This window comes from Pseudomonas sp. zfem003, from assembly GCF_032621675.1.
GTDB classification, from domain to species: domain Bacteria; phylum Pseudomonadota; class Gammaproteobacteria; order Pseudomonadales; family Pseudomonadaceae; genus Metapseudomonas; species Metapseudomonas otitidis.
Window position 1 is genome coordinate 130,221 of the sequence record NZ_JAVYJG010000012.1, and the last position, 25,326, is coordinate 155,546.

Here is a 25,326-nt window from a genome sequence, read left to right on the forward strand (position 1 = left end):
GTCTTAACCTCGCGCCTCGACGCTGTCGGCAAGGACGGCCAGCACCAGTTGCTGGTAATCCAGGCCCACGGCGCGCGCGGCCATCGGCACCAGGCTGTGGTCGGTCATGCCGGGCACGGTGTTGACCTCCAGCAGCCAGAAGCGCCCCTCGGCATCCTGCATCACATCGGCACGGGCCCAGCCCTGGGTACCCACGGCTTCGCAGGCACGGGCAGTCAGGGACTTCAGCTCGGCTTCCTTCTCGGCGTCCAGCCCACAGGGGATCTGGTAGCGGGTGTCGCTGGCCAGGTACTTGGCCTCGTAGTCATAGAAGGTGTGCGGAGTCCCCAGCCGGATGGGCGGCAGCACCTCGCCACGCAGCACGGCGATGGTGAACTCGGGGCCGTGGATCCATTGCTCCACCAGCACCTGGGGGTCGTAGCGGCTGGCGTCACGCCAGGCGTTCACCAGCGCGTCGACGTCTTCTACCTTGGCCATGCCGATACTCGAACCTTCATGGGCCGGTTTGACGATCAACGGGAAGCCCAGTTCCCTCGCAGCGCGCTCACAATCCTCGACGCTTGCCAGCACGGCGTGACGCGGCGTGGGCAGGCCAAGGCTGTGCCAGACCTGCTTGGTGCGCAGCTTGTCCATCGCCAGTGCCGACGCCAGTACGCCACTGCCGGTATACGGAATACCCAGGCACTCCAGCAGGCCCTGCATACTGCCATCCTCGCCGCCCCGCCCATGTAGGACGATGAACGCACGATCGATGCGCTCGCTCGACAGGCGTTGCAGGAAGTCGTCGCCGACGTCGATCCCGAAGGCATCGACGCCTGCCGACAGCAAGGCCTCCAGCACCATGGAGCCGGACTTCAGGGACACCTCACGCTCCGCGCTGCGGCCCCCGTAGAGCACCGCCACACGGCCGAACGCGCTCGGCGGAACGGTGGATTTCAGATGGTCGGTCATGCGTCCTTCCTCGCGGCGCCCGCATCGCCGGTGCCACTGAACAGCGGGTTCTGGATCAATTGGGGCGCCAGTGCGCCGATATCGCCCGCACCCTGGCAGAGCAGGATGTCGCCGGGTCGCAGCAGCGGCTTGACCAGCGGCGCCAGGTCGACACCGCGATCGATGTAGATCGGGTCGAGCTGGCCGCGCTGGCGGATGCTGTGGCACAGCTGGCGGCTGTCGGCACCGGGGATCGGCTCTTCGCCTGCCGGGTAGACCTCCATCAGCAGCAGCACGTTGGACTCGCCCAGCACCTGCACGAAGTCGTCGTAGAGGTCCCGGGTACGGCTGTAGCGGTGCGGCTGGTAGACCATCACCAGGCGGCGCTCCGGCCAGCCACCACGTACAGCCTTGATCACAGCCGCGACCTCGCGGGGGTGGTGGCCGTAGTCATCCACCAGCATCACGCTGCCGCCCTCGACCTGAAGCTCGCCGTAGACCTGGAAGCGGCGGCCGACGCCCTGGAAGCCCGAGAGGCCCTGGACGATGGCGGCATCGTCGATGCCTTCGTCGGTTGCGATGGCGATGGTGGCCAGCGCGTTGAGCACGTTGTGGTTGCCGGGCATGTTCACCGACACCTCCAACGGCTCGCGGTCGCGGCGCAGCACGGTAAACCAGGTGCGCATGCCCTCCTGACGCACATTGATGGCGCGCAGGTCGGCATCTTCGGAGAAGCCGTAGGTCACGGTCGGGCGCGCGACCTGGGGCAGGATTTCGCGAACTACCGGGTCGTCCACACACATCACCGCCAGCCCGTAGAACGGCAGGTTGTGCAGGAACTCGACGAAGGTCTTCTTCAGTTTGTTGAAGTCGCCGCCATAGGTGCTCATGTGGTCGGCGTCGATGTTGGTCACCACGGCCACCATCGGCTGCAGGTGCAGGAAGCTGGCATCGCTCTCGTCGGCCTCGGCCACCAGGTAGCGGCTGGTGCCCAGCTGCGCGTTGGTGCCGGCGGCGTTCAGGCGCCCGCCGATGACGAAGGTCGGGTCCAGGCCGCCCGCGGCGAAAACCGAGGCGATCAGGCTGGTGGTGGTGGTCTTGCCATGGGTGCCGGCGACGGCGATGCCGTGGCGATAGCGCATCAGCTCGGCGAGCATCTCGGCACGCGGGACCACGGGAATGCGGCGCTCCAGCGCGACGGCCACCTCGGGGTTGGCCTTGTTCACGGCGCTGGATACCACCAGCACATCAGCGTTCTCGGCATTCTCGGCACGGTGGCCGATGAAGACCTGGGCACCGAAGCTCTCCAGGCGAGCAGTGACAGCCGAGGCCTTCAGGTCGGAACCGGAGACCTGGTAGCCCAGGTTCAGCAGCACTTCAGCGATGCCGCACATGCCCACGCCACCGATGCCCACGAAGTGGATGCGGCGAATGCGGCGCATTTCCGGCTGGGGAGCGGCTTTCTGGCTCTCAACCATGGGCCACCTCCAGGCAGATATCGACAACGGTGCGGGTAGCAGCAGGCTTGGCCAGACGGCGGGCAATGGCGCCCATGGCCTCGAGTCGTTCGGGTTGCATCAGTACCTCGGTCAACCGCGCGGCCAGGGTCGCCGCGTCGGTGGCATGTTGCGGCAGAAGGAAGGCTGCGCCCTCCTTCGCCAGATAATCGGCATTGCGCGACTGGTGGTCATCGATCGCATGGGGCAGCGGCACCAGGAGCGAGGGCAGCCCGGCGGCGGCCAGCTCGCTCACTGTCAGCGCACCAGAACGGCACACCACCATGTCCGCCCAGGCGTAGGCCCGGGCCATGTCCTTGATGAAGGGGCCGACCTCGGCCTCTACCCCTGCCGCGCGGTAACGCTCGGCAGTGACTTGATCGTGATTCTTCCCGGCCTGATGGAACACCTGCGGGCGGATGTCCGCCGACACAAGCGCCAGGGCTTCGGGCAACAACTTGTTCAGCGGCTCGGCACCCAGGCTCCCGCCCAACACCAACAGGCGCGGCTGACGGCCTTCCAGCGCATCACGCGGGGTTTCCAGAAACAGCTCCTCACGTACCGGATTGCCGGTGGTGCGGCGCTTGTCGCTGGCCGCGAAGGTGTCGGGGAATGCCTCGCAGATGCGCTTCGCCAGAGGCGCCAGGCTGCGGTTGGCCGTACCGGCCACCGCGTTCTGCTCGTGGATCACCAGCGGTACGCCGGCCAGGCGCGCGGCCAGGCCGCCGGGACCGGTGACATAGCCGCCCATGCCCAGCACGCAGACGGGCTTGAGCTCACGCACCACGCGGCGGGCCTGGAACAGCGAACGCAGCAACTCGAACGGTGCCTTGAGCAGGGACTTAATACCTTTGCCGCGAAGGCCGCTTACCTGGATCAGGTGAAGCGGCAGGCCGGCCTGGGGCACCAGTTCGTTCTCGATGCCGCGGGGCGTACCCAACCAGTGCACGCTGTAGCCGCGTGCCTGGAATTCGCGGGCACAGGCCAGCGCCGGGAAGACGTGTCCGCCGGTGCCGCCGGCCATGATCAGCACATTGCCGGTCATGTGCGCACCTCCTCTTCCGCGAAGTCGCTCTCGTCGAACTCCACGTCTTCGTTACCCAGGTAGGTCCTGCGCTCCCACTCGATCCGGAGCAGCAGGCCCATGCAGACGCAGCAGATCACCAGGGAGCTGCCGCCGTAGCTGAGGAACGGCAGCGTCAGGCCCTTGGTGGGCAGCAGGCCGACGTTCACACCGATGTTGATGAGCACCTGGCCGATCCACTGGAACGCCAGGCCATAGGCCACGTAGGCCGAGAAATATTGCCGGGCCTTCTCCGCCCAGAGCCCGATGTACAGCGCGCGCACGCTGACGAACACGAACAGCGCGACGGTGGCCAGGGCGCCGACCATGCCCAGCTCCTCGGCCAGCACGGCGAACACGAAGTCGGTGTGGGCTTCCGGCAGGTAGAACTGCTTCTGGATGCTGTTGCCCAGGCCGACGCCGAACCACTCACCACGGCCGAAGGCGATCAACGCCTGGCTCAACTGGTAGCCGGCACCGTACTGGTCGGCCCAGGGGTCGATGAAGTTGGTCAGGCGCTGCATCCGGTAGCTCTGGCTGGTCATCACCAGCACGCCGGCGCCCAGCACACCAGCGGCCAGGGGAATGAAGCGCACCAGGTTGATGCCACCGAGGAACAGCATGGCGATGCAGGAGCCGACCAACACCACGGTGGCCCCGAAGTCCGGTTCCGCCAGCAGCAACACGGCCATGGGGCCGAGCACCAGCATGGGCTTGATGAAGCCGGTGAGCTTGGAACGCACCTCGTCCTGTCGGCGCACCAGGTAGCCAGCGATGAACATCACGGTGAACAGCTTGGCCAGCTCCGAGGGCTGTAGGTTGAACAGGCCAAAGCCGATCCAGCGCTTGGCACCGTTCACCTCGCGGCCGATACCTGGCAGCAGCACCATGATCAGCAGCACGAAGGCCAGCAGCATCAGGCGCGCACCATGACGCTGCCAGAAGGCCATGGGCACCTGCAGCGTGATGATGCAGGCCGCACCGCCGATGGCCAAGTAAATGAGATGACGAATGCTGTGATAGAGCGGGTTGCCGGACAGGGCCGAGGCCACTTCCGAAGAAGCAGAGGTGACCATCACCAGCCCGAGGCCGAGCAGCGCCAGACACCCCGCCAGGAGCGGGAAGTCCAGATCGATGCCGCGGCGGTTGCGCAGCGGCGACTGCTGGGCGAACAGGCGGGCGAGCATCAGGACAGCCCCTCCGCAGCCTGGGCGAAGAGACGCCCGCGTTCTTCGAAATTCTTGAACATGTCGAGGCTGGCGCAGGCGGGCGACAACAGCACCGCATCCCCTTCCCGGGCCAGCTCGGCGCAACGCTGCACGGCCTCACCGAGGGTCTTCACGCGGACCAGCGGCACTGCATCACCCAGGGCGGCCGCGATCAACTCGGCATCGCGCCCCAGCAGGACCACGGCGCGGCAATAGCGTGCAACCGGAGCGGTCAGGCCGGAGAAGTCGGCACCCTTGCCGTCACCGCCGGCAATCAGCACCAGCTTGCCGTCGATGTCGGCCCCCAGGCCTTCGATGGCAGCCAGGGCCGCACCGACATTGGTGGCCTTGGAGTCGTCGTAGTAGGCCACGCCACGCAGCTCGCGAACCCACTGGCAACGGTGAGCGAGGCCGGTGAACGCCCGCAGCGCAGCCAGCATCGGTCCGAACGGCAGGCCGACGGCATGGCCCAGCGCCAGGGCTGCCAGGGCGTTTGCCTGGTTATGGGCGCCACGGACCTTGAGCTCACGCACCGACATGAGCTTCTCGAACTGGTAGGCCAGGTACTTTTCGCCGTCTTCCTCGATGAGGCCGAAGGCTTTGAAATCCGGCTTGTTCAGGCCAAAGCTCCAGCACGGCAGCTGGTCGGCCACCAGCGGGCGGGACAGCGCATCGCCACGGTTCACCACCACCTGGCGGGCGCCACGGAAGATGCGGTGCTTGGCGAGGTGATAGGCCTGCATGTCGGCGTAGCGGTCCATGTGGTCTTCGCTGACATTGAGCACCGTAGCCACCTCGGCATTCAGCCGCTCGGTGGTTTCCAGCTGGAAGCTGGACAGCTCCATCACGTACAGCTCGATGTCGTCGGCCAGCAGGTCCAGCGCCGGCGTACCGAGGTTGCCGCCCACCGCAACCCGCTTGCCAGCCGCGCGCGCCATGTCCCCGACGAGGGTAGTGACGGTGCTCTTGGCGTTGGAGCCGGTGATCGCGACGATGGGCGCCTTGGCATGGCGGGCGAACAGTTCGATGTCGCCCGACAACTTCACACCGCGCTTGGCCGCTTCCTGCAGGGCCGGCGTGGCGAGGGCCAGTCCGGGGCTCACGTACAGCTCCTGCGCGCGGCAGAGGAACTCCACGTCCAGCTCGCCGCAACGCACTTCGACCTGCGGGAACTGGAGGCGCAGCGTCGCCAGCTCCGGCGGGTTCTCGCGGGTGTCGGCGACCGCGAACGGCACGCCCTGGCGCGCCAGGAAGCGCACCAGGGACATGCCGCTCTTGCCGAGGCCGACAACGATGCGGAAGTGGTCGGAAGCGATCAGGCTCATGCTGTCCTCAACGCAGTTTCAGGGTGGCCAGGCCGATCAGCACGAGGATCACGGTGATGATCCAGAAGCGCACGATCACGCGGGGCTCGGGCCAGCCCTTGAGTTCGAAATGGTGGTGAATGGGCGCCATGCGGAACACGCGGCGGCCGGTGAGCTTGAACGAGGCGACCTGGATCATCACGGACAGGGTTTCCATGACGAACACGCCCCCCATGATGAACAGCACCACTTCCTGGCGCACGATCACGGCGATGGTGCCCAGAGCGGCACCCAGCGCCAGGGCGCCGACGTCGCCCATGAAGACCTGGGCCGGGTAGGTGTTGAACCAGAGGAAGCCGAGGCCGGCACCCACCAGGGCGGCACAGAACACGATCAGCTCGCCCGCACCCGGTACGTAGGGGATCAGCAGGTATTCGGCGAATTTGATGTTGCCGGAGAGGTAGCAGAAGATCCCCAGCGCACCGCCGACCATCACGGTCGGCATGATCGCCAGGCCATCCAGGCCGTCGGTGAGGTTCACCGCGTTGCTGGAGCCGACGATCACGAAATAGGTCAGGACGATGAAGCCGACACCCAGCGGGATGCCCACATCCTTCACCAGCGGCAGGATCAGGGTGGTCTCGGCCGGCGTGGTGGCGGTCATATAAAGGAAGACGGCTGCAGCGATGCCGAACACCGACTGCCAGAAGTACTTCCAGCGGCTCGGCAGGCCACGGGAGTTCTTCTCGATCACCTTGCGGTAGTCATCCACCCAGCCAATGGCACCGAACAGCAGGGTGACGGCGAGCACCACCCAGACGTAGCGGTTCGACAGGTCGGCCCACAGCAGCGTGCTGATGCCGATGGCCGTGAGGATCAGCGCGCCGCCCATGGTGGGGGTACCGGACTTGGACAGGTGCGATTGCGGGCCGTCATTGCGCACGGATTGGCCGATCTGGCGGATCTGCAAGGTGCGGATCATCCAGGGACCGAGCCAGAGCGACAGCGACAGGGCCGTCAGGACGCCGAGAATCCCGCGCAGGGTCAGGTACTGGAATACGCCGAACCCTTTGTAGAACTGTTGCAGGTACTCAGCGAGCAGCAGCAGCATGATTAGTGAGCCTCCCCCGTCCCGCAGAAGGCCGCGACGACCTTGTCCATCGCCGCGCTACGGGAACCTTTGATCAGAATGGTGGTGTTTGCGTCCTGCTCGCCGGACAGCGCCTCGATCAGGCTGGCCTGGTCGGCGAAATGACGGCCGCCTGCGCCGAACGCCTCGACGGCGTGGCGCATCAGGGGGCCAACGGCGTAGAGCGAGCTGACCTTGCCCCGCGCGTGGAGCCCCACGTCGCGGTGACCCTGTTCGGCCCATTCGCCCAGTTCACCCATGTCCCCCAGCACCAGGACGGTGCGGCCGGAAAAGCCGGCGAGTATATCAACGGCGGCCATCATCGACGCGGGGTTGGCGTTGTAGCTGTCGTCGATCACCCGCATGCCGCTCGTCGCCAACTGCGCTACGGTGCGGCCCTTGACCGGTTGCAGGTTCTGCAGCCCCTCGCGGATGCCGACCAGCGGCACACCCAGGGCGTGGGCAGCGGCAGTGGCAGCCAGGGCGTTGGCCACGTTGTGCAGGCCCAGCAGGTTGAGCTGGATGTCCGCCTCGCCAGCCACGCCCACCAGGTGGAAGCCCATGCAGCCGCGGGCGTCGCGTACGATGGACTCGGCCCGCAGGTCGGCACGGGCGTCGTTCAGGGCAAAACTCAGTACCGGGCGGCCGGCAGCACGCTCGCGCCAGCTCTCGAAGGCCTTGTCGTCACGGTTGAGCACGGCGGTGCCGTCGCTCGCCAGGCCTTCGAGGATTTCCCCCTTGGCCAGGACGATCTTTTCCGGCCCGCCGAACTCGCCAACATGGGCGTTACCGGCGTTGTTGATGATCGCCACGTGCGGACGGGTGAGGCCAACGGTGTAAGCGATCTCGCCCACGCGGGAAGCGCCCAGCTCGATGACGGCGCTGCGGTGCTCGAGAGCGAGCTCCAGCAGGGTCAGCGGTGCGCCGAGGTCATTGTTCAGGTTGCCCCGGGTGGCCAGTACCGGCCCCTGGGTACGCAGGATGCTGGCGAGCATCTCCTTGACGGTGGTCTTGCCGCTGGAGCCGGTCACCGCAGCGACACGGCCGGTAAAGGCGTCACGATTGAGCGCACCCAGTCGCCCGAGGGCCTCGCGGGCATCGGCCACCACCAACTGCGGCAGGCCGACACCGTCGACCACACGCTCCACCAACGCAGCGACGGCGCCCTTGGCGGCCACGTCAGCCAGATAGTCATGGCCGTCGAACTTCGGCCCGGTCAGGGCGATGAACAGCTGGCCTGCCTCGACACGTCGGCTGTCGGTGGACACCGAAGTGAACGTGGCGTCTTCGCCAACGAGCCGCCCCGCCAAGGGGGACTGCAGGCTGCTGAGGCGGAAGGCTTCGATCATGGGCGCTCCCAGGTGGACAAGGCGTGTTCGGCTTCGACGAGATCGGAGAACGGCAGGCGCTCACCCTGGATCTCCTGGTAATCCTCATGCCCCTTGCCTGCCAGCAGGACGACATCGTCGACACCGGCCGATGCGATCAACTGCGCAATGGCAGTGCCACGGCCATGGACGAACTCGACATTGGCCGGCTCGGCAAAGCCAGGGCGGATGTCATCGAAGATGCGGGCCGGGTCTTCTGTGCGCGGGTTGTCGTCGGTAACCAGCACGGCATCGGCCAGACGCTCGGCCACCGCAGCCATCAGCGGGCGCTTGCCACGGTCCCGGTCACCGCCACAGCCGAACAGGCAGAGCAGGCGGCCGCGCGCGTGGGGGCGCAGGGCTTCGAGCACCTTCTCAAGGGCATCGGGGGTGTGGGCGTAGTCGACCACCACCAGTGGTTTTTCACCGCCGCCCAGGCGCTGCATCCGGCCTTCCGGCCCTTGCAGTTCGGGCAGCACGGCCAGTACATCACCCAGGGGGTAGCCCATGCCCAGCAGGGCACCGACCACGGCCAGCAGGTTGCTCAGGTTGAAGCGACCCAGCAGCGGGCTGCGCAGCAGGCCTTCTCCCTGGGGCGTGATGATGTGGGCGCGGACGCCATCGTCGTCGAATGTGGCTTCGCGGCAATAAAGGAACGCTTCCGGATCGATCTGGCTGTAACCGATGAGGCGAGCATCGTGCTCGCGACCAGCCAGTTCACGGCCGAACGCGTCGTCCAGGTTGATCACCCGGCAACGCAGGTCCGGCCAGTCGAACAGGCGGGCCTTGGCGGCGCCGTAGGCTTCCATCGAGCCGTGATAGTCCAGGTGATCGCGGGACAGGTTGGTGAACACCGCCACGTCGAACGCGAGCGCTGCCACCCTCCCCTGCTCCAGGCCATGGGAAGACACCTCCATCGCCACTGCACGGGCACCGGCCTGCTTGAGGCGAGCCAGGGTGGCCTGGACGGCAAGGGGATCCGGCGTGGTGTGACGGCCGCTCTCCAGCTCTCCGTGGAAGCCGGTACCGAGGGTGCCGACGATGCCACACCGCTCGCCCAGTCGATCCAGGGCCTGAGCCACGAGCTGGCTGACGCTGGTCTTGCCGTTGGTGCCGGTCACGCCGACCAGGTCCAGCGCACGGCTGGGCTCGCCATAGAAGCGACCGGCAATGGCCGAAAGCTGGCCAGCCAGCCCCTTGATGGGAATCAGTTCGGCCTGGGCAAACACGGGCAGATCAGGGGCGGACTCGCTTTCATACGCGACCGCCGCCGCGCCCCGGGCGAGGGCATCGGCGATGTGCAGGCGGCCATCGTGCTGGCCGCCGGGGACGGCCAGGAACAGGTCGCCGGGGAGCACCTTGCGGCTATCCAGGGTGAGTTCACGGATCAGCGCAGCACCCTGCGCCTGGGGAAGCAGTTGATTCAATGGCATGGGCATCAGGTGCGCCCTCCTTTGCCGCTGGCCGCGTTGGCAGTCTGTTGTTCCTCGGTGGGCAGGTTGTCCGGGGCGATGTTCATCAGGCGCAGCGCGCCGGCCATGACCCTGCCGAATACGGGTGCCGATACCAGGCCGCCGAAGTAGCCGGCCTTGCTGGGCTCGTCGATCACCACCACCATCGCCAGGCGCGGGTTGGTGGACGGCCCGAAGCCCGCGAAGAGCGAGCGGTAGGCGTTCTGGGTGTAGCCCTTGGTGCCCACGCTGGCCTTGCGCGCGGTACCGCTCTTGCCGGAGACGTGATAGCCGGGGACCTGGGCGCGGAACACGCCGCGCGGCGCCTCGACCACCTGCTGCAGCATGCCCTGCAGGGTCTTGGCGACCTCGGGCGGGATGGCCTGGGAGCCGCTCGGCAGGTTGTCGACACGGGTCATCGACAACGGGACCGCCAAGCCGTTGTTGGCCAGGGTGGCGTAGGCATGGACCATCTGCACGGCAGTGACCGACAGGCCGTAGCCATAGGACAGGGTCGCGGTCTCGGCCTTGCGCCACTCGCGGTGGTTGGGCAGGTTGCCGACGCGCTCGCCGGGGAAGCCGAGGCCGGTGTCCTGGCCGAGCCCGAGCCGGCGCATGGTGTCGTAGATGTTCTCGCCACCGATGTCGAAGGCGATCTTGCTCATGCCGACGTTGCTGGAGTTGATAAGGATGCCGGTCAGGTCGAGGATCGGGCCCTCGGTCTTGGACACGTCCTTGATGGTGTAACGCCCGATCTGCAGGGAACCGGGGTATACCTCGACCTTGTCTTCCGGCTTCCAGCGGCCGCTCTGTAGAGCGGCGGCCATGGAGATCGGCTTGACCGTGGAGCCTGGCTCGAAGACGTCGATCATGGCGCGGTTGCGCATGGCCGCTGGCAGCAGGTTGCGGCGGTTGTTCGGGTTGTAGGTGGGCTGGTTGGCCATGGCCAGCACTTCGCCGGTCTTCACGTCGACGATGACCAGGCTGCCCGCCTTGGCGCCGTTCTCCACCAGCGCGTTGCGCAGCTCGCGGTGGGCGAGGTACTGCAGGCGAAGGTCGATGGACAGCGCGAGGGTCTTGCCAGGCTTGGCGTTACGGGTGACCTGGACGTCCTTGATCAGGCGTCCGCGACGGTCCTTGAGGACCTGGCGCTTGCCGGGAACACCGGCCAGCCACTGATCGAAGGACAGCTCGACGCCCTCGCGACCACGGTCATCCACGTCGGTGAAGCCGACCACATGGGCAGTGACTTCGCCGGCGGGGTAGAAACGACGAAACTCCTCGATGGCGTATACGCCCGGGAGTTTGCGATCGAGGATCACCTGCCCCTGCTCGGGCGTGAGGCCACGTGCCAGGTAGAGGAACTCGCGGTTGGCATTCTGCTCGATGCGCTCGGCGAAGATGCGTGGGTCCTGCCCCAGCGCCCCGGCGATCACCGGCCACTGGTCACGGAACGCCATGAGGTCCTTGGGGTTGGTCCACAAGGTCGTCACCGGGGTACTGACGGCCAGGGGCTCGCCATTGCGATCGGTGATCAGGCCGCGGTGGGCAGGGATCGGGATGTGGCGGACGCTGCGCGCATCGCCCTGTTCCTTAAGGAAATCGTGGTCGATGACATGCAGGTCGACGATGCGCCAGGAAATCGCAGCGACCATGAGGCCAAGCAGCCCGAGGACGATCCGGAAGCGCCACGGATAGAGCGCGCCTTCCAGGTTCATCATGGAGCCACCATGCGGATTTCCGCCGGCTCGGGAATACGCATCTTGAGCTGTTCGGTGGCCAGGGACTCGATGCGGTTATGGGCCGTCCAGGTGCTCTGTTCGAGGATCAAGCGCCCCCACTCCGCCTGGGCCTTGTCGCGGACGCTGAGCTCGGCGTACAGCTTGTTGAGCAGTTGCCGGTTCCAGTAGGCGCTGTAGGACACCGAAATGGCGGACAGCAGTACGCCAACGAACAGCAGCAACATGATGAAGCTGCCGCGCGGCAGGGGCTTGGAGAAAAGGCGGCTCATCGCAGTTTCTCCGCCACGCGCATCACTGCGCTGCGGGAGCGGGGGTTGGCCTTGAGTTCCGCCTCGGAGGCGTACTGAGGCTTGCCGAGCAGTCGCAGACGCGGCTCGAACAAGGCCTGGCGCACGGGCAGGTCGCGGGGCAGGTTGTCCGCCTCGCCCTTTACCTGGCGGCGCATGAATTGTTTGACGATGCGGTCTTCCAGCGAGTGGAAGCTGATCACCACCAGGCGACCGCCGATGGCGAGGCTGTCCAGCGCAGCCTGCAGGCCGCGCTCGAGGTCACCCAACTCGTTGTTGATGTGGATTCGGATGCCCTGGAAGGCACGGGTCGCAGGGTTCTTGCCCTTCTCCCAGGCCGGGTTGGCAGCGGCGATCACAGCCGCCAGGTCGGCGGTACGTTCGAAGGGGCGCTCGGCACGCCGTTGCACGATGGCACGTGCCATGCGGCGGGCGAAGCGCTCCTCACCGTACTCCTTGAGCACGTGGCTGATCTCGTCTTCGCTCGCCGTGGCGATCCACTGCGCTGCGCTCTGGCCACACTCGGGATCCATGCGCATGTCCAGCGGGCCATCGTTGAGGAAGCTGAAGCCGCGCTCGGCATCATCCAGCTGCGGAGACGAGACCCCGAGGTCCAGCAGCACACCATCGACCTGACCGACCAGCCCGCGCTCGGCGAGCTCCTCGCCAAGCTCGGCAAAGCTGCGCTGCACAATGACAAAGCGGCCGTCTTCGGCCGCCAGCGCTTGCCCCGTGGAGATGGCTTGGGGGTCTTTGTCGAATCCGAGAAGCCGCCCCTCGCTACCGAGATGCCGAAGGATGAGCCGACTGTGCCCGCCACGCCCGAAGGTGCCATCGAGGTAGCAGCCGTCCGCACGCACGGCGAGGCTTTCAACGGCCTCGTCGAGCAGGACAGTGATGTGGCGGAAGCTGCTTTCAATGCTCACAGGATAAGGTCACGCAGTTCGTCCGGCAGGCCGCCGGGTTGTTTTATGGCCAGGAGATCAGCGTCGGAAACGGCGTTCCAGGCGTCTTCATCCCAGATCTGGAATTTGTTCAGTTGCCCCACCAGCATCGCTTTCTTGTCCAGCCCGGCGTACTCACGCAGACGGGGCGGAACCAGGAAACGGCCGTTGCCATCCAGTTCGAGATCAACCGCGTTGCCGATCAGCAAACGCTGCAGGCGGCGCGTTTCTTCACGCAGGGAAGGCAACTCGCGAAGCTTGGCTTCAATGATTTCCCACTCGGGGAGGGGGTAGAGGGTCAAGCAACGGTCAACCGCATCGATAGTCACGATGAGCTGCCCAGCACAACGCGAAAGAAGCTCGTCGCGATACCGACTCGGCATCGCGATGCGCCCCTTGGCATCGAGACTGATGGCATTTGCTCCGCGAAACACGGCTGCGCTTCCCCTGAATTAGGCTATCCGTACCAATTAATCCCACTTCTACCCACTTTCCACCACTCGCGCACACTATAGAAATGGCTCCGCCCCACCGTCAAGGCGCGCCAGAACGGAAAATTCCTTATGGGACGGTGATTTAGAGAACTTTTTGGCGAAGCGGAGGGAGTTTTTCAGTGTGTTTCGTAATGAAAAATCAGCGCCAACAACGACCCTGATATGCAAACTTAAAGTAGTTTCTTAAGAGTTGGGATTTCTGAAATTTCAGACAGGAGGCAAGGCGGGGTATTTCTGAGGGGAAAGTGGGGAAAAGTGGAGAGTCGATCTGTAAGCCGGGTTCTGTCGTGGACAGTCATTCATCTACGGCTGCCATCACTGACAGCCTTTAGCAACCTACCCGAATCCGACGCGGGCCACGCCAAGGATTCCTATTTGGTCTTGCTCCGAGTGGGGTTTACCTAGCCACGAACTGTTACCAGTCGTGCGGTGCGCTCTTACCGCACCTTTTCACCCTTACCGGCGCTTGCGCGCTTAGGCGGTTATTTTCTGCGGCACTTTCCGTAGGCTCTCGCCTCCCAGGCGTTACCTGGCACTCTGCCCTATGGAGCCCGGACTTTCCTCCCTCCCGAAATCGCGAACGAAACGGGACAGCGACTGTCCGATCGACTCTCCGGCGCGAAGGTTAGCGGCAGACCGCCCAGGACACAAGCTCAGGAATCAGCCTGGCGCTCCAGAGCAGCCTGATAAAGGAGGTTCTTGCGCACGCCGGTGATCTCCGCGGCCAAGGCTGCCGCACGCTTCACCGGGAGTTCGCCCAGCAGAAGATCCAGTACGCGCAACGCCTCGCCACTGATCGCATCTTCTCCTTCAGGAGCCTGCCAACCGGTTACAAGCAGCACGCATTCACCTCGCTGCTGGTTACTGTCGGCAGCGATCCATTCGGCCAGCTCACCGAGTGGCGCCCCCTTCAGCGTCTCGAACGTCTTGGTGAGTTCACGGGCAAGTACGGCATGGCGATCCTTGCCAAACAGAGACGCCATGTCCTGGACCGACTCCAGAACACGATGAGGCGCCTCATAGAAGATGAGCGTACGCGGCTCTTCCTTTAATAGATCCAGCCGCCCCCTTCGCGCTGCCGCCTTCGCCGGCAGGAAACCCTCGAAGATGAAACGATCGGATGGCAGACCAGCAGCCGATAGCGCTGCGATCAGCGCACTGGGCCCGGGTACCGGTACCACCTCGATACCAGCCGCGCGTACCTGCCGTACCAGGTGGTAGCCCGGGTCTGAGATCAGGGGCGTTCCCGCATCCGAAATCAGTGCGACGTCATCTCCCGCCAGCAACCGAGCCACGAAGCGGCCGCCCTGCTCACGTTCGTTATGGTCATGACAGGCCGCCAGGACCGTGGTGATTCCGAAATGCTGCAAGAGGCGGATCGAGTGACGCGTATCCTCCGCTGCGATCAGGGCCACTTCCCGCAGGGTGCGCAAGGCTCTAGGGCTGATGTCATCGAGGTTACCGATGGGTGTGGCGACCACGTAGAGCTTGCCGGGCTGAGCGGCAGCAACGGAAGACGTGGAAAGAGTCACAGGTCACCTCGGAATAAACTGAAAGGCGCGCATTGTAGCCCGTTTCCAGCCACCGACATCGCACCCCGCCCGCCCCTCCGGTACAATCGCGGGCTTCGTTGATCTAGTACCGGGATCGTTAAATGATCGCTCGTCTGCGCCCGCTCTCCGCCCTCTGCCTCGCCGGCCTCCTTGTCGCCTGTGGCAGCTCGCCCACGTCCAGCCTCGGCGAACTGCCCCGCACTCCCCAGGCCAGTATCGAGCAGCTCCTGCAAAAGGCCGGAGAGAGCAAACCCGAGCAAGCCGCCCTGCTGCGACTTTCGGCTGCGGACCTGGCTTATCGTCAGCAGGACATCGGTCGTGCAGCCCGCATTCTCGAACAAGTCCCGATGGACGGCCTGAAGCCCGCGCAACAGGTGTTCGCCAGCACGCTCGCAGCCGAATTGGCGATGGCTCGCAACCAGCCCAAGAGCGCCCTGAAAGCACTGAGTCATCCCAGCCTCGATCGCCTGGCGGAGCTCCCGGTCGATCAACAGGTACGCACCCAACTCGTACGCGCGCGCGCCCTGGAAGCGGACGGGCAGAACCTTGCCGCCGCACGCGAGCGCGTCTTCATCGCTCCGCTGCTCAATGGCGAAGCTGAGAAGCAGAACCATGAGGCCATCTGGGCACTGATCTCCGGCCTGCCCATGGAGCAATTGCAATCGACCGGCGATGCCGACCTGGCAGGATGGATGGAGCTCGCCCGCGCGATTCGCAGTGCCGGCACCCTTTCCCAGCAGCAGGCAGCCATCGAAGCCTGGCGCAGCCAGCATCCGCAGCACCCGGCAGCCGAACAGCTGCCGGCACCGCTGGCCAAGCTGAAGGAGCTCGCCAACCAGCCCCTGACCAAGATAGCCCTGCTGCTGCCGCAGGAGGGGCCGCTGGCCTCTGTAGCCCGTGCGTTGCGCGATGGCTTCCTCGCCGCCCACTACCAGGCGCAGCAAGCGGGCCAGAACCCGCCCGCCATCCAGATCTACGACAGCGCCCATCTGACGTCGCTCGACGACTTCTATCGCCAGGCCCAGGCCGATGGCGTGCAACTGGTGGTCGGCCCGCTGGAGAAGCCGCTGGTCAAGCAGATGAACGAGCGTCAGCAGCTGCCCATCACCACCCTGGCCCTGAACTACAGCGATGCCGGACAGGAAGGCCCAGCGCAGCTCTTCCAGTTCGGTCTCGCGGCCGAGGATGAAGCACGCGAAGTGGCACGCCGCGCCTGGGCGGACGGCATGCGCCGTGCCGTCGCCATGGTGCCACGGGGCGAATGGGGTGACCGCGTCCTGGCCGCCTTCCGCCAGAGCTGGCAGGAGGCCGGCGGCAGCCTGATAGCGGCCGAGCACGTGGACCAGCCGGTCCAGCTGGCACAGCAGATCGCTGACCTGTTCCAGCTTCGCCAGAGCGAAGCACGCGCCAAGCGCCTACAAAGCACCCTCGGCACCTCCATCGCCACCCAGCCGACCCGCCGCCAGGACGTTGACTTCATTTTCCTCGCCGCTACACCGCAACAAGCCCAGCAGATCAAGCCCACTCTGGCCTTCCAATACGCCGGGGATGTGCCGGTCTACGCCACGTCCCACCTCTATTCCGGTGGCAGCGATGTGGCCCAGTACCAGGATCTGAGCGGTATCCGCTTCTGCGAAACCCCCTGGCTGCTGAACCGCGACGACCCACTTCGCCAGCAGGTCGACCGCCAGTGGCCCCAGGCCGGCGGCAGTCTCGGTCGCCTGTACGCCATGGGCGTTGACGCCTACCGGCTGGCGCCTCGCCTCGCAGAGCTGAAGGCCCTGCCGGAAAGCCGCGTCGACGGCCTCTCCGGCCGACTCAGCCTGACGCCATCCCAGCGCGTCGAGCGCCAGCTGCCGTGGGCAGAATTCCGCGACGGCCAGGTCCAGCGCCTGCCCGACAGCGACTCTTGACCGCGAGCGGAGACAGCGGGCGAAAAGCGGAAGCCGCCGCCCGCCAACACCTTCAAAAGCACGGCCTGCGATTGCTCGCCAGCAACTGGCGCTGCCCTCGTGGCGAGCTCGATCTGGTCATGCTGGACGGCGATACAGTAGTATTCGCCGAAGTCCGCTACAGGCGGCACAGAGCCTGGGGCGGAGCACTGGAAAGCGTGGACGCGCGCAAGCGCGCAAAACTCATCAGTGCGGCGCAGTACTTCCTGCAGAAGGAATCCCGCTGGGCCAATCACCCTTGCCGATTTGACGTGATCGCCATCGACTCGATGGATGGCGACTCACCCGTGCGACTGACCTGGCTGAAAAACGCCTTCGAAACCTGAACAGTCGCTTTCCACTGAAGGTCATACCGATGGACATGCAACCCCGAATCCGCCAGCTGTTCCAGGCCAGCATCGACACCAAGCTGCTCGCCATGGAAGTTGTGGCCCCCCACATCGAGCATGCCAGCATGGTGATGGTCAATGCGCTACTGAACGAGGGCAAGATCCTCGCCTGCGGCAACGGCGGTTCCGCTGGCGATGCCCAGCACTTTTCCTCCGAGCTGCTCAACCGCTTCGAGCGGGAGCGCCCCAGCCTGCCAGCCCTGGCACTGACCACGGACAGCTCCACCATCACCTCGATCGCCAACGACTACAGCTACAACGAAATCTTCTCGAAGCAGATCCGCGCACTTGGTCAACCGGGCGACGTGCTGCTCGCCATCTCCACCAGCGGCAACTCGGCCAACGTTATCCAGGCCATCCAGGCTGCGCACGACCGCGAGATGACCATCGTGGCCCTGACCGGCCGCGACGGCGGCGGCATGGCGTCCCTGCTTCTGCCAGAAGATGTCGAGATTCGCGTGCCCTCCAAAGTCACCGCACGCATCCAGGAGGTGCACCTCCTGGCCATCCACTGCCTCTGCGACCTGATCGACCGTCAATTGTTTGGGAGTGAAGAATGACCCGTTCCCCCCTGATCCTGGCCCTGCTGGCTTTCACCCTCGTGCTGGGCGGCTGCGGTGGCCGAACCATCGGCAAGACCATCGATGACCAATCCACACCCTCGAAAGTGCGCGCCAAGATCGACGCCGCAAGCCCGGAGCTCAAGACCAACTCGCACATCGTGGTCACCAGCTTCAACGGCGTGGTGCTGCTGGCTGGGCAGACCCCCAACCAGAACCTGAAGGCACTCGCCGAGCAGGCTGCGCGTACCGCGCAGGGCGTCAAGAAGGTTCATAACGAACTGCAGGTCGGAGCGAACTCGTCGGCCCTGGCGCGCATGAACGACAGCGCCATCACCACCAAGATCACCACCCAACTGCTCGCCAACAGCCAGATCCCCAGCTCCAACATCAAGGTGGTGACCGAAAATGGGATCGTCTACCTGCTGGGTCTGGTCAGCCGCCAGGAAGCAGGGTTGGCCACCAGCGTGGTACAGGGAGTTTCCGGCGTGCAGAAGATAATCAAGCTCTTCGAATACACCAACTGAACCCGCCAGCCATTAAAAAAGGCGATCCAATCGGATCGCCTTTTTTTATTTCACCACTTTCAGGCTGGGCCGCCCGGCCGGTCGACCACCGCCTGCCGAAGGCGGCGCGCCGTCACCAGAGGGGCCGTCATCTTCAGGTCCATCACCTTCATCCATTACCGGCGACTCCAGGTCGAAGACCATTCCCTGCCCGTTCTCACGTGCATAGATGGCCATGACCGCGGCGCTCGGAATGTAGAGACTGTGGGCAACGCCTCCGAAGCGACCTTCGAAGCTGACCGCCTCGTTGTCCATGTGCAGATGACGGACAGCGCTGGGCGACACGTTCAACACGATCTGGCCGTCGCTCGCATAACCCGGCGGCACACGAACGCCTGCGTGCTCCGCATTGACGAGCAGGTGGGGCGTGCAATCGTTGTCGACGATCCACTCATACAGGGCCCGAACCAGATAGGGACGACTGGATTTCATCGATTCACCTCAACGCATATCGCGCTCAACGTCCGAAAGACTCGCCTGGAAAGCCGGCCGCGAGAAATGGCGATCCATATACTCGAGAAGCGGCTTGGCCGGACGAGGCAGTTCGATACCCAACTTCGGCAAACGCCAGAGGATGGGCAACAGGCAGCAGTCTACAAGACTCATCTCTTCACTGAGAAAGAAAGGCTTGTCGGCAAACAACGGGGATACACCGGTAAGGCTTTCCCGAAGCTCCTTTCGGGCCTGCGCCTTGGCAGCGTCCTTGGCCTTCGGATCCAGCACAAGGTCAACCAGCGAACACCAATCGCGCTGAACCCGGTGCATGAGCAGCCGGGTATTACCCCGCGCAACGGGATAGACCGGCATCAGCGGCGGGTGCGGATAGCGCTCTTCCAGGTACTCCATCACCACCGTCGGCTCATAGAGCGCCAGATCACGATCCAGAAGCGTAGGCACGGTGCCGTAGGGGTTCGACTCGATCAGCTTCGGTGGGCACTGGCCGTTGAGGACATCGATGATGTCCACGGCAACGCCTTTCTCGGCAAGGACGATACGTACACGATGGGAGTAGTGGTCCGCGGGGTCGGAGTAACAGGTCAGCTTGGTGATAGCCGCCATGGCGCCCTCCTCGCTTGAAGTTATGCGGGGTCAAAAAAAGCGCGCGCCCATCAGGGCGCGCGCGTTACAGCATCAGCGTTCGATCAGTGAACGTCTTTCCAGTACTCACGCTTGAGCAGGTAGGCGAACACGAAGAAGAAGGCCAGGTACAGCAGAACGTAGGTCCCGATGCGCTGCATGTGCAGCTTGTTCGGGTCAGCGGAGTAGGCCAGGAAGGTCACCAGGTTCTGGATCTTCTGGTCGAACTCGGCCTCGGTCAGCTTGCCGGTCTTCGGAACGATGGTCAGTTGGTCACACGCTTCATGGGTGATCGGCGCACCGGTCAGCGGGTCGAACTGCTTCTTGCCATGCTCGACGACCTGAACCTGCTTGCAGCCAACAACCTGGCGCCCCTGGAGGCCAACCAGTACGTTGGGCATGCCCACGTTCGGGAAGACCTTGTTGTTGACACCCCACGGACGGGCCGGGTCTTCGTAGAAGGCACGCAGGTAGCTGTACAGCCAGTCAGTGCCACGGACGCGAGCCACCAGGGTCAGGTCCGGCGGAGCTGCACCGAACCACACCTTGGCGTCGTTCGGCTTCATGGCGCTCTGCATGTGATCACCGATCTTCGCACCGGTGAACACCAGGTTTTGCATCATCAGCTCTTCGGAAATGCCCAGGTCCTTGGCTACACGCTCATAGCGCTGGAACTTGGCACCGTGGCAGCCCATGCAGTAGTTGGCGAAGGTACGCGCACCGTCCTGCATGGCAGCCTTGTCGGTCAGGTCGATTTCGACATGATCCAGTTCAACCTCTTCGCCGCCGGAAGCGAATACGGCAACCGGCAGGAGAGCGATAACAAATGCAGCAAATAGCTTTTTCATCAGCCTGTCACCCTTTCCGGAACCGGTTTGGTTTTTTCCATCCTGGTGTAGAACGGCATCAGGATGAAGTACGCGAAGTACAGGATGGTGCACACCTGCGATACCAGCGTACGGCCCGGGGTCGGCGCCAGAACACCCAGCACGCCGAGGATGATGAAGGAAACGCAGAATACCAGCAGCCAGATCTTGCTCAGCCAGCCCTTGTAGCGCATGGAGCGCACCGGGCTGCGATCCAGCCATGGCAGGACGAAGAGAATCGCAATGGCTGCACCCATGGCGATGACGCCCATGAGCTTGTCAGGTACCGCACGCAGAATCGCGTAGAACGGGGTGAAGTACCAGACCGGAGCAATGTGTGCCGGCGTCTTGAACGGGTTGGCCTGTTCGAAGTTCGGCTTCTCGAGGAAGTACCCACCCATTTCCGGGAAGAAGAACACCACGAAGCAGAACACGAAGAGGAACACCACCACACCGACAATGTCCTTCACGGTGTAGTAGGGGTGGAAGGCGATACCGTCCAGCGGAATGCCGTTCTCGTCCTTCTTCTTCTTGATATCCACGCCATCCGGGTTGTTGGAGCCCACTTCGTGGAGCGCCAGGATGTGCAGGACCACCAGACCCAGGATCACGATCGGCAGAGCGATCACGTGCAGGGCGAAGAAGCGGTTCAGGGTGATGCCGGAGATCAGGTAGTCACCACGGATCCACTGGGTGAGGTCGTCACCAATGACCGGGATCGCGCCGAACAGCGAGATGATCACCTGTGCACCCCAGTAGGACATCTGGCCCCAGGGCAGCAGGTAGCCCATGAAGGCCTCGGCCATCAGGGCGAGGTAGATCAGCATGCCGAAGATCCACACCAGCTCACGGGGCTTCTGATAGGAGCCGTAGAGCAGGCCGCGGAACATGTGCAGGTAGACCACGATGAAGAACGCGGACGCACCCGTGGAGTGGAGGTAACGGATGATCACCCCGTATTCCACGTCGCGCATGATGTATTCGACGGAGGCGAAGGCTTCTTCCGCAGACGGAGTGAAGCTCATGGTCAGCCAGACGCCGGTCAGGATCTGGTTGACCAGAACCAGCAGAGCCAGCGAGCCGAAGAAATAGAAGAAGTTGAAGTTCTTGGGAGCGTAGTACTTGCTCAGATGGTCTTCCCACATCTTGGTGGCGGGGAAGCGCGCATCGATCCATTCCATGAATTTGCTCATCATGCCTTCTCCTGGTCCACGCCGATGATGATGACATCATCCGACTCGTAGGAGTGGGGTGGCACCGGCAGGTTCAAGGGGGCAGGCTGCGCTTTGTAGACGCGGCCAGCGAGGTCGTAGCGGGAACCGTGGCACGGGCAGAAGTAACCACCGACCCACTCGGCACCCAGGTCAGCCGGGGCGACCTCGGGACGGAAGGAGGGCGAGCAGCCCAGGTGGGTGCACAGACCGACCAGCACCAGGATTTCCGGCTTGATCGAACGCTTCTGCGGATCGACGTAGGTCGGTTGCACGGATGCCTTGGACTCCGGGTCAGCCATGCGGTCATGGATCTTGGCCAGATTGCCGAGGATTTCCTCCGTGCGGCGCACGATGAACACGGGCTGACCGCGCCATTCGGCGACAATCTGCTGGCCCGCGTCGATCTTGCCGATGTTCACCTTCACAGGTGCACCTGCGGCCTTGGCCTTGGCACTGGGTTGCCATGACCCCACAAACGGGATCGCAGCACCCACCGCTCCTGCAGCACCCACCACGGATGTGGCTGCCACAAGGAAGCGACGCCGGCCTGCATTCACGCCGTCATTGCTCATTCAGTCGTCTCCCATCAGCTTTGCGGCCTGTTGTTCAGGCCTCTACTAAGTAAAAATCGAGCCGCGCAAAAAATTCGCCAAATGGTAAAGAAAACCCCCTCTGATGACAAGGTAATAGCCGGATACAAAACAGCTGAAAGCCTTGAACCACTAGGGATTCGGGAGTGCGACAAGCTGTCGCAGCTCACTTTTCCACAGGCATAAAAAAACGCCCAGGCCAAAAGGAACCTGGGCGTTTCTTGCAGCGCCGTATTAGCGCTTGGAGTACTGCGGACGCTTACGCGCTTTACGCAGACCGACCTTCTTACGCTCGACTTCGCGGGCATCGCGAGTCACGTAGCCGGCCTTGCGCAGCGGGCTGCGCAGGGACTCGTCGTAGCTGATCAGGGCGCGGGTGATCCCATGACGGATGGCACCGGCCTGACCGCTGACACCGCCACCGAGAACGGTGACATAGATGTCGAACTTCTCGACGGTCTCGGTCAGCTCCAGCGGCTGACGCACGACCATGCGAGCGGTTTCGCGGCCGAAGAACTGCTCCAGGCTGCGATTGTTGATGGAGATCTTGCCAGTACCCGGGCGCAGGAAGACGCGCGCGGTTGCAGTCTTGCGACGGCCAGTGCCGTAATTTTGAGTCGCCGACATAATGAATCTATCCCGTTAAATCTTCAGTTCTTGGGGCTGCTGAGCGGTGTGCGGGTGGACGGCACCCTTGTACACCTTCAGCTTGCGATACATGTCGCGACCCAGCGGGTTCTTCGGCAGCATGCCTTTGACCGCGGTCTCGATCACGCGCTCAGGCGCCTTGGCGATCAGCTTCTCGAAGTTGATCTCCTTGATGCCACCCGGGAAACCGGAGTGCGAGTAGTACTTCTTGTCGGTGGTTTTGGAACCAGTGACACGAATCTGCTCGGCGTTGATGACGACGATGTAGTCGCCGGTGTCAACGTGCGGAGTGTATTCCGGCTTGTGCTTGCCGCGCAGACGGCTTGCAATTTCGGTGGCCAGACGACCCAGGGTCTGACCGGCAGCGTCGACGACATACCAGTCGCGCTTAACAGTTTCCGGTTTTGCAGTAAAAGTCTTCATTCGCTATAGCCTCAGGGGCCGCCCTGAAAATAAGACGGCGGATCTTACTGAATAGTGCTCGCCCTGGCAACACAGGGCAGCCGGAAACAGACGCTATCGGGGGCTCGGGTCAGCGCGTCCGCTACGGCAAAAGGTTTTCGGCAGGCTAGGCATCCCCGCCTTCCTTCTCGGCAGGCTAGGCATCCCCGCAAAGAAAGCCGCGGAATTATGCCGATTGCAGGAAAAATTTCAACCTGATTTGATAACGATCTTTCGCCCGACGAGGAGCCACCATGCAATACCGTCAACTCGGCCGCACGGATGTGAAGGTCAGCAGCCTCTGCCTCGGCACCATGACCTGGGGCGAGCAGAACTCCCAGACCGAGGCATTCGCCCAGATCGAACGCGCCAAGGCCTACGGCATCAACTTCATGGACGTGGCGGAGATGTACCCCGTCCCTCCTCGCCCCGAGACCTACGGTGCCACCGAAACCATCATCGGCAACTGGTTCTCCGCCAGGCGGGACCGGGCTGACTGGGTCCTGGCGAGCAAGGTCGCGGGGCCGGGCAACGGCATCACCCACATCCGCGACGGCAACCTGAAGCACAACCGGCACCACATCGCCGCTGCGCTCGACGCCAGCCTCAAGCGCCTGCAGACCGACTGGATCGACATCTACCAGCTGCACTGGCCCGAACGCAGCACCAACTACTTCGGCCAACTGGGCTATCGCCACCAGGACGAAGACTTCACGCCCCTGCAGGAGACCCTCGGAGCACTCGCCGAGCAGGTCAAGGCCGGCAAGATCCGCTACGTCGGCCTGTCCAACGAGACGCCCTGGGGAACCATGACCTTCCTGCAACTGGCCGACCGTCTCGGGCTCCCCCGCGCCGTATCCATCCAGAATCCCTACAACCTGCTGAATCGCACCTTTGAGGTGGGCCTGGCGGAAGTCGCCATCCGCGAACAGTGCGGCCTGCTGGCGTATTCACCCCTGGCCTTCGGCATGCTCTCCGGCAAATACGAGAACGGCGCACAACCGCCCCAGGCACGCATCACCCGGTTCAGCCGCTTCACCCGCTACACCAACCCGCAAGCGAAGGCGGCCTGCTCGCGCTATGTCGCCCTGGCCCGTGAGCACGGACTGGACCCGGCGCAGATGGCCCTCGCCTTCGTCACCGCCCAGCCGTTCGTCACCAGCAACATCATCGGCGCGACCGACCTCGAACAGCTGGAAAGCAACCTCGCCAGCAGCGAACTGAAGCTGCCCGATGCCGTACTGGAGGGGATTGCCGAGATTCATCGCGACCAGCCGAACCCCGCCCCCTGATCTAGCCGAACAAGCCCGGCAGCGTGTCCGTTCCAGCAGCGGGCATGTCGCCCCGCCGGGATGCCAGCCGATCCGCAAGCCGGGTCGGCTCTGGCAGCCGATAACCTCGGCAGCCACGTAAGACCAGCTCCAGCGCGCTGTTCATCGACACCCGGTGCCCGGGCGACACCACCAGCGGCGCCACGCGGTCCCGACTGCGCAGCATCCAGCCGATCTGTTCGCCCTCGTGCTCCAGCGGCACATGCTCGCCACGGGCAAGGCCTGGCTCAGCGTGATGCCCCACCAGCACCTTCTTCGCCACGCCGATGGTCGGCAACCCGGTCACCACGCCAAGGTGCGACGCAATGCCGAGCCGGCGCGGATGGGCGATCCCCTGCCCGTCGCAGAACACCAAGTCCGGCCGCTGCGGCAATCCAGCGAGCGCCTTCAACAGCGCCGGCAGTTCACGGAAGGACAACAGCCCGGGCACGTAGGGCATGGACGTCGGCACCCGCGCCACCACCTGGCCCAGCAGGCGGTAGTCATCGGCATCCAGCAACACCGCAGCGGCCCGGGTGATCTGTCCACCCACCTCGAAACCGACGTCGACACCTGCCACCACCTTAAGCGGCGCGAAGTCATCCACCAGCACCACCCGCGCAGCCAGTTCGCCCTGCAGGCGCTTGGCGTGGCGGGCGCTGCCGTCCCAGTCATCGAAGGGGGAAGTACTCATGAACGGACTCCGGAAAATCGACACAGGGTAGACACGGAGCCAGCGGGAAGG

Annotated in this window: 26 protein-coding genes and 1 other RNA gene; 5 read left to right on the forward strand and 22 right to left on the reverse strand. The window is 64.2% G+C overall.

Annotation, left to right across the window (positions count from 1 at the left end; all coding sequences use genetic code 11):
* Nucleotides 1–3 precede the first annotated feature (3 nt).
* The 14 genes from RTK35_RS26505 to rsmI form a co-directional block, all read right to left on the reverse strand.
* A complete protein-coding gene (locus RTK35_RS26505; RefSeq protein ID WP_044409550.1) occupies nucleotides 4–951 on the reverse strand; it encodes a D-alanine--D-alanine ligase in 948 nt (315 codons plus the stop codon).
* Nucleotides 948–2,408: a UDP-N-acetylmuramate--L-alanine ligase gene (gene murC, locus RTK35_RS26510; protein WP_316909375.1), complete on the reverse strand. Its 1,461-nt coding sequence runs from the start codon at nucleotides 2,406–2,408 to the stop codon at nucleotides 948–950. The genes RTK35_RS26505 and murC overlap by 4 nt, the downstream gene beginning before the upstream one ends.
* Nucleotides 2,401–3,471: an undecaprenyldiphospho-muramoylpentapeptide beta-N-acetylglucosaminyltransferase gene (gene murG / locus RTK35_RS26515; RefSeq protein WP_316909376.1), complete on the reverse strand. Its 1,071-nt coding sequence runs from the start codon at nucleotides 3,469–3,471 to the stop codon at nucleotides 2,401–2,403. Before murG ends, murC begins: the two co-directional genes overlap by 8 nt.
* On the reverse strand, nucleotides 3,468–4,676 hold the full coding sequence (ftsW, locus tag RTK35_RS26520; protein WP_208274702.1) for a putative lipid II flippase FtsW: 1,209 nt from the start codon (nucleotides 4,674–4,676) through the stop codon (nucleotides 3,468–3,470). The genes murG and ftsW overlap by 4 nt, the downstream gene beginning before the upstream one ends.
* Nucleotides 4,676–6,022 carry a UDP-N-acetylmuramoyl-L-alanine--D-glutamate ligase gene (murD, locus tag RTK35_RS26525; protein WP_316909377.1) on the reverse strand — a complete coding sequence of 449 codons (1,347 nt, stop codon included), beginning with the start codon at nucleotides 6,020–6,022 and terminating at the stop codon, nucleotides 4,676–4,678. The genes ftsW and murD overlap by 1 nt, the downstream gene beginning before the upstream one ends.
* A 7-nt stretch (nucleotides 6,023–6,029) precedes the next feature.
* Entirely contained in the window at nucleotides 6,030–7,112 is a 1,083-nt protein-coding gene (gene mraY, locus RTK35_RS26530) for a phospho-N-acetylmuramoyl-pentapeptide-transferase (protein WP_044409566.1), read from the reverse strand.
* 2 nt (nucleotides 7,113–7,114) lie between these two features.
* Complete coding sequence (locus RTK35_RS26535) at nucleotides 7,115–8,479, reverse strand: UDP-N-acetylmuramoyl-tripeptide--D-alanyl-D-alanine ligase (RefSeq protein WP_316909378.1); 1,365 nt, start codon at nucleotides 8,477–8,479, stop codon at nucleotides 7,115–7,117.
* Nucleotides 8,476–9,936, reverse strand: coding sequence for a UDP-N-acetylmuramoyl-L-alanyl-D-glutamate--2,6-diaminopimelate ligase (locus tag RTK35_RS26540; protein WP_316909379.1), 1,461 nt, complete (start codon nucleotides 9,934–9,936; stop codon nucleotides 8,476–8,478). Before RTK35_RS26540 ends, RTK35_RS26535 begins: the two co-directional genes overlap by 4 nt.
* A complete protein-coding gene (locus RTK35_RS26545; protein WP_044409573.1) occupies nucleotides 9,936–11,669 on the reverse strand; it encodes a peptidoglycan D,D-transpeptidase FtsI family protein in 1,734 nt (577 codons plus the stop codon). The genes RTK35_RS26540 and RTK35_RS26545 overlap by 1 nt, the downstream gene beginning before the upstream one ends.
* Nucleotides 11,666–11,959 (reverse strand): cell division protein FtsL, encoded by a 294-nt coding sequence (gene ftsL / locus RTK35_RS26550; protein WP_044409576.1) that lies wholly within the window; start codon nucleotides 11,957–11,959, stop codon nucleotides 11,666–11,668. Before ftsL ends, RTK35_RS26545 begins: the two co-directional genes overlap by 4 nt.
* The gene (gene rsmH, locus RTK35_RS26555) at nucleotides 11,956–12,897 is read right to left on the reverse strand and encodes a 16S rRNA (cytosine(1402)-N(4))-methyltransferase RsmH (RefSeq protein ID WP_316909430.1); all 942 of its coding nucleotides are present in this window, start codon (nucleotides 12,895–12,897) and stop codon (nucleotides 11,956–11,958) included. Before rsmH ends, ftsL begins: the two co-directional genes overlap by 4 nt.
* Before the next feature lie 2 nt (nucleotides 12,898–12,899).
* Nucleotides 12,900–13,355, reverse strand: coding sequence for a division/cell wall cluster transcriptional repressor MraZ (gene mraZ / locus RTK35_RS26560; RefSeq protein WP_044409580.1), 456 nt, complete (start codon nucleotides 13,353–13,355; stop codon nucleotides 12,900–12,902).
* A 315-nt stretch (nucleotides 13,356–13,670) separates the two neighbouring features.
* An RNA gene (gene rnpB, locus RTK35_RS26565) (RNase P RNA component class A) lies at nucleotides 13,671–14,028 on the reverse strand.
* A 40-nt stretch (nucleotides 14,029–14,068) separates the two neighbouring features.
* Nucleotides 14,069–14,947: a 16S rRNA (cytidine(1402)-2'-O)-methyltransferase gene (rsmI, locus tag RTK35_RS26570; protein ID WP_309041603.1), complete on the reverse strand. Its 879-nt coding sequence runs from the start codon at nucleotides 14,945–14,947 to the stop codon at nucleotides 14,069–14,071.
* Nucleotides 14,948–15,069: 122 nt separating this feature from the next.
* On the opposite strand from rsmI, the gene RTK35_RS26575 reads away from it, so the two are divergent.
* The 4 genes from RTK35_RS26575 to RTK35_RS26590 are packed head-to-tail and all read left to right on the forward strand — an operon-like array spanning nucleotide 15,070 to nucleotide 18,396.
* A complete protein-coding gene (locus RTK35_RS26575) occupies nucleotides 15,070–16,881 on the forward strand; it encodes a penicillin-binding protein activator (protein WP_316909380.1) in 1,812 nt (603 codons plus the stop codon).
* Nucleotides 16,878–17,246, forward strand: a complete 369-nt coding sequence (locus RTK35_RS26580) for a YraN family protein (RefSeq protein WP_044409589.1) — start codon at nucleotides 16,878–16,880, stop codon at nucleotides 17,244–17,246. Before RTK35_RS26575 ends, RTK35_RS26580 begins: the two co-directional genes overlap by 4 nt.
* Before the next feature lie 29 nt (nucleotides 17,247–17,275).
* Complete coding sequence (locus RTK35_RS26585; RefSeq protein WP_044409592.1) at nucleotides 17,276–17,869, forward strand: phosphoheptose isomerase; 594 nt, start codon at nucleotides 17,276–17,278, stop codon at nucleotides 17,867–17,869.
* The gene (locus RTK35_RS26590) at nucleotides 17,866–18,396 is read left to right on the forward strand and encodes a BON domain-containing protein (protein ID WP_074971605.1); all 531 of its coding nucleotides are present in this window, start codon (nucleotides 17,866–17,868) and stop codon (nucleotides 18,394–18,396) included. The genes RTK35_RS26585 and RTK35_RS26590 overlap by 4 nt, the downstream gene beginning before the upstream one ends.
* A 45-nt stretch (nucleotides 18,397–18,441) precedes the next feature.
* Here RTK35_RS26590 and RTK35_RS26595 read toward each other — a convergent pair whose 3' ends face one another.
* The 7 genes from RTK35_RS26595 to rplM form a co-directional block, all read right to left on the reverse strand.
* Nucleotides 18,442–18,867, reverse strand: coding sequence for a ClpXP protease specificity-enhancing factor (locus tag RTK35_RS26595; RefSeq protein ID WP_074971606.1), 426 nt, complete (start codon nucleotides 18,865–18,867; stop codon nucleotides 18,442–18,444).
* A 9-nt stretch (nucleotides 18,868–18,876) separates the two neighbouring features.
* The gene (locus RTK35_RS26600) at nucleotides 18,877–19,494 is read right to left on the reverse strand and encodes a glutathione S-transferase N-terminal domain-containing protein (RefSeq protein ID WP_044409601.1); all 618 of its coding nucleotides are present in this window, start codon (nucleotides 19,492–19,494) and stop codon (nucleotides 18,877–18,879) included.
* Nucleotides 19,495–19,577: 83 nt separating this feature from the next.
* Nucleotides 19,578–20,360, reverse strand: coding sequence for a cytochrome c1 (locus tag RTK35_RS26605; protein ID WP_044409604.1), 783 nt, complete (start codon nucleotides 20,358–20,360; stop codon nucleotides 19,578–19,580).
* Nucleotides 20,360–21,571, reverse strand: coding sequence for a cytochrome b (locus RTK35_RS26610; RefSeq protein WP_044409607.1), 1,212 nt, complete (start codon nucleotides 21,569–21,571; stop codon nucleotides 20,360–20,362). Before RTK35_RS26610 ends, RTK35_RS26605 begins: the two co-directional genes overlap by 1 nt.
* On the reverse strand, nucleotides 21,571–22,164 hold the full coding sequence (gene petA, locus RTK35_RS26615; RefSeq protein ID WP_044409610.1) for a ubiquinol-cytochrome c reductase iron-sulfur subunit: 594 nt from the start codon (nucleotides 22,162–22,164) through the stop codon (nucleotides 21,571–21,573). The genes RTK35_RS26610 and petA overlap by 1 nt, the downstream gene beginning before the upstream one ends.
* A 252-nt stretch (nucleotides 22,165–22,416) precedes the next feature.
* Nucleotides 22,417–22,809, reverse strand: a complete 393-nt coding sequence (gene rpsI / locus RTK35_RS26620; RefSeq protein WP_044409613.1) for a 30S ribosomal protein S9 — start codon at nucleotides 22,807–22,809, stop codon at nucleotides 22,417–22,419.
* Between the two features lie 15 nt (nucleotides 22,810–22,824).
* Complete coding sequence (gene rplM / locus RTK35_RS26625) at nucleotides 22,825–23,253, reverse strand: 50S ribosomal protein L13 (RefSeq protein WP_074971608.1); 429 nt, start codon at nucleotides 23,251–23,253, stop codon at nucleotides 22,825–22,827.
* Between the two features lie 272 nt (nucleotides 23,254–23,525).
* Between rplM and RTK35_RS26630 the strand changes: the two genes are divergently transcribed.
* On the forward strand, nucleotides 23,526–24,563 hold the full coding sequence (locus tag RTK35_RS26630; protein ID WP_316909381.1) for an NADP(H)-dependent aldo-keto reductase: 1,038 nt from the start codon (nucleotides 23,526–23,528) through the stop codon (nucleotides 24,561–24,563).
* A 1-nt stretch (nucleotide 24,564) separates the two neighbouring features.
* Here the strand turns inward: RTK35_RS26630 and nfi are convergent, their stop codons facing one another.
* Entirely contained in the window at nucleotides 24,565–25,275 is a 711-nt protein-coding gene (gene nfi, locus RTK35_RS26635) for a deoxyribonuclease V (RefSeq protein ID WP_316909382.1), read from the reverse strand.
* Nucleotides 25,276–25,326: the final 51 nt, after the last annotated feature.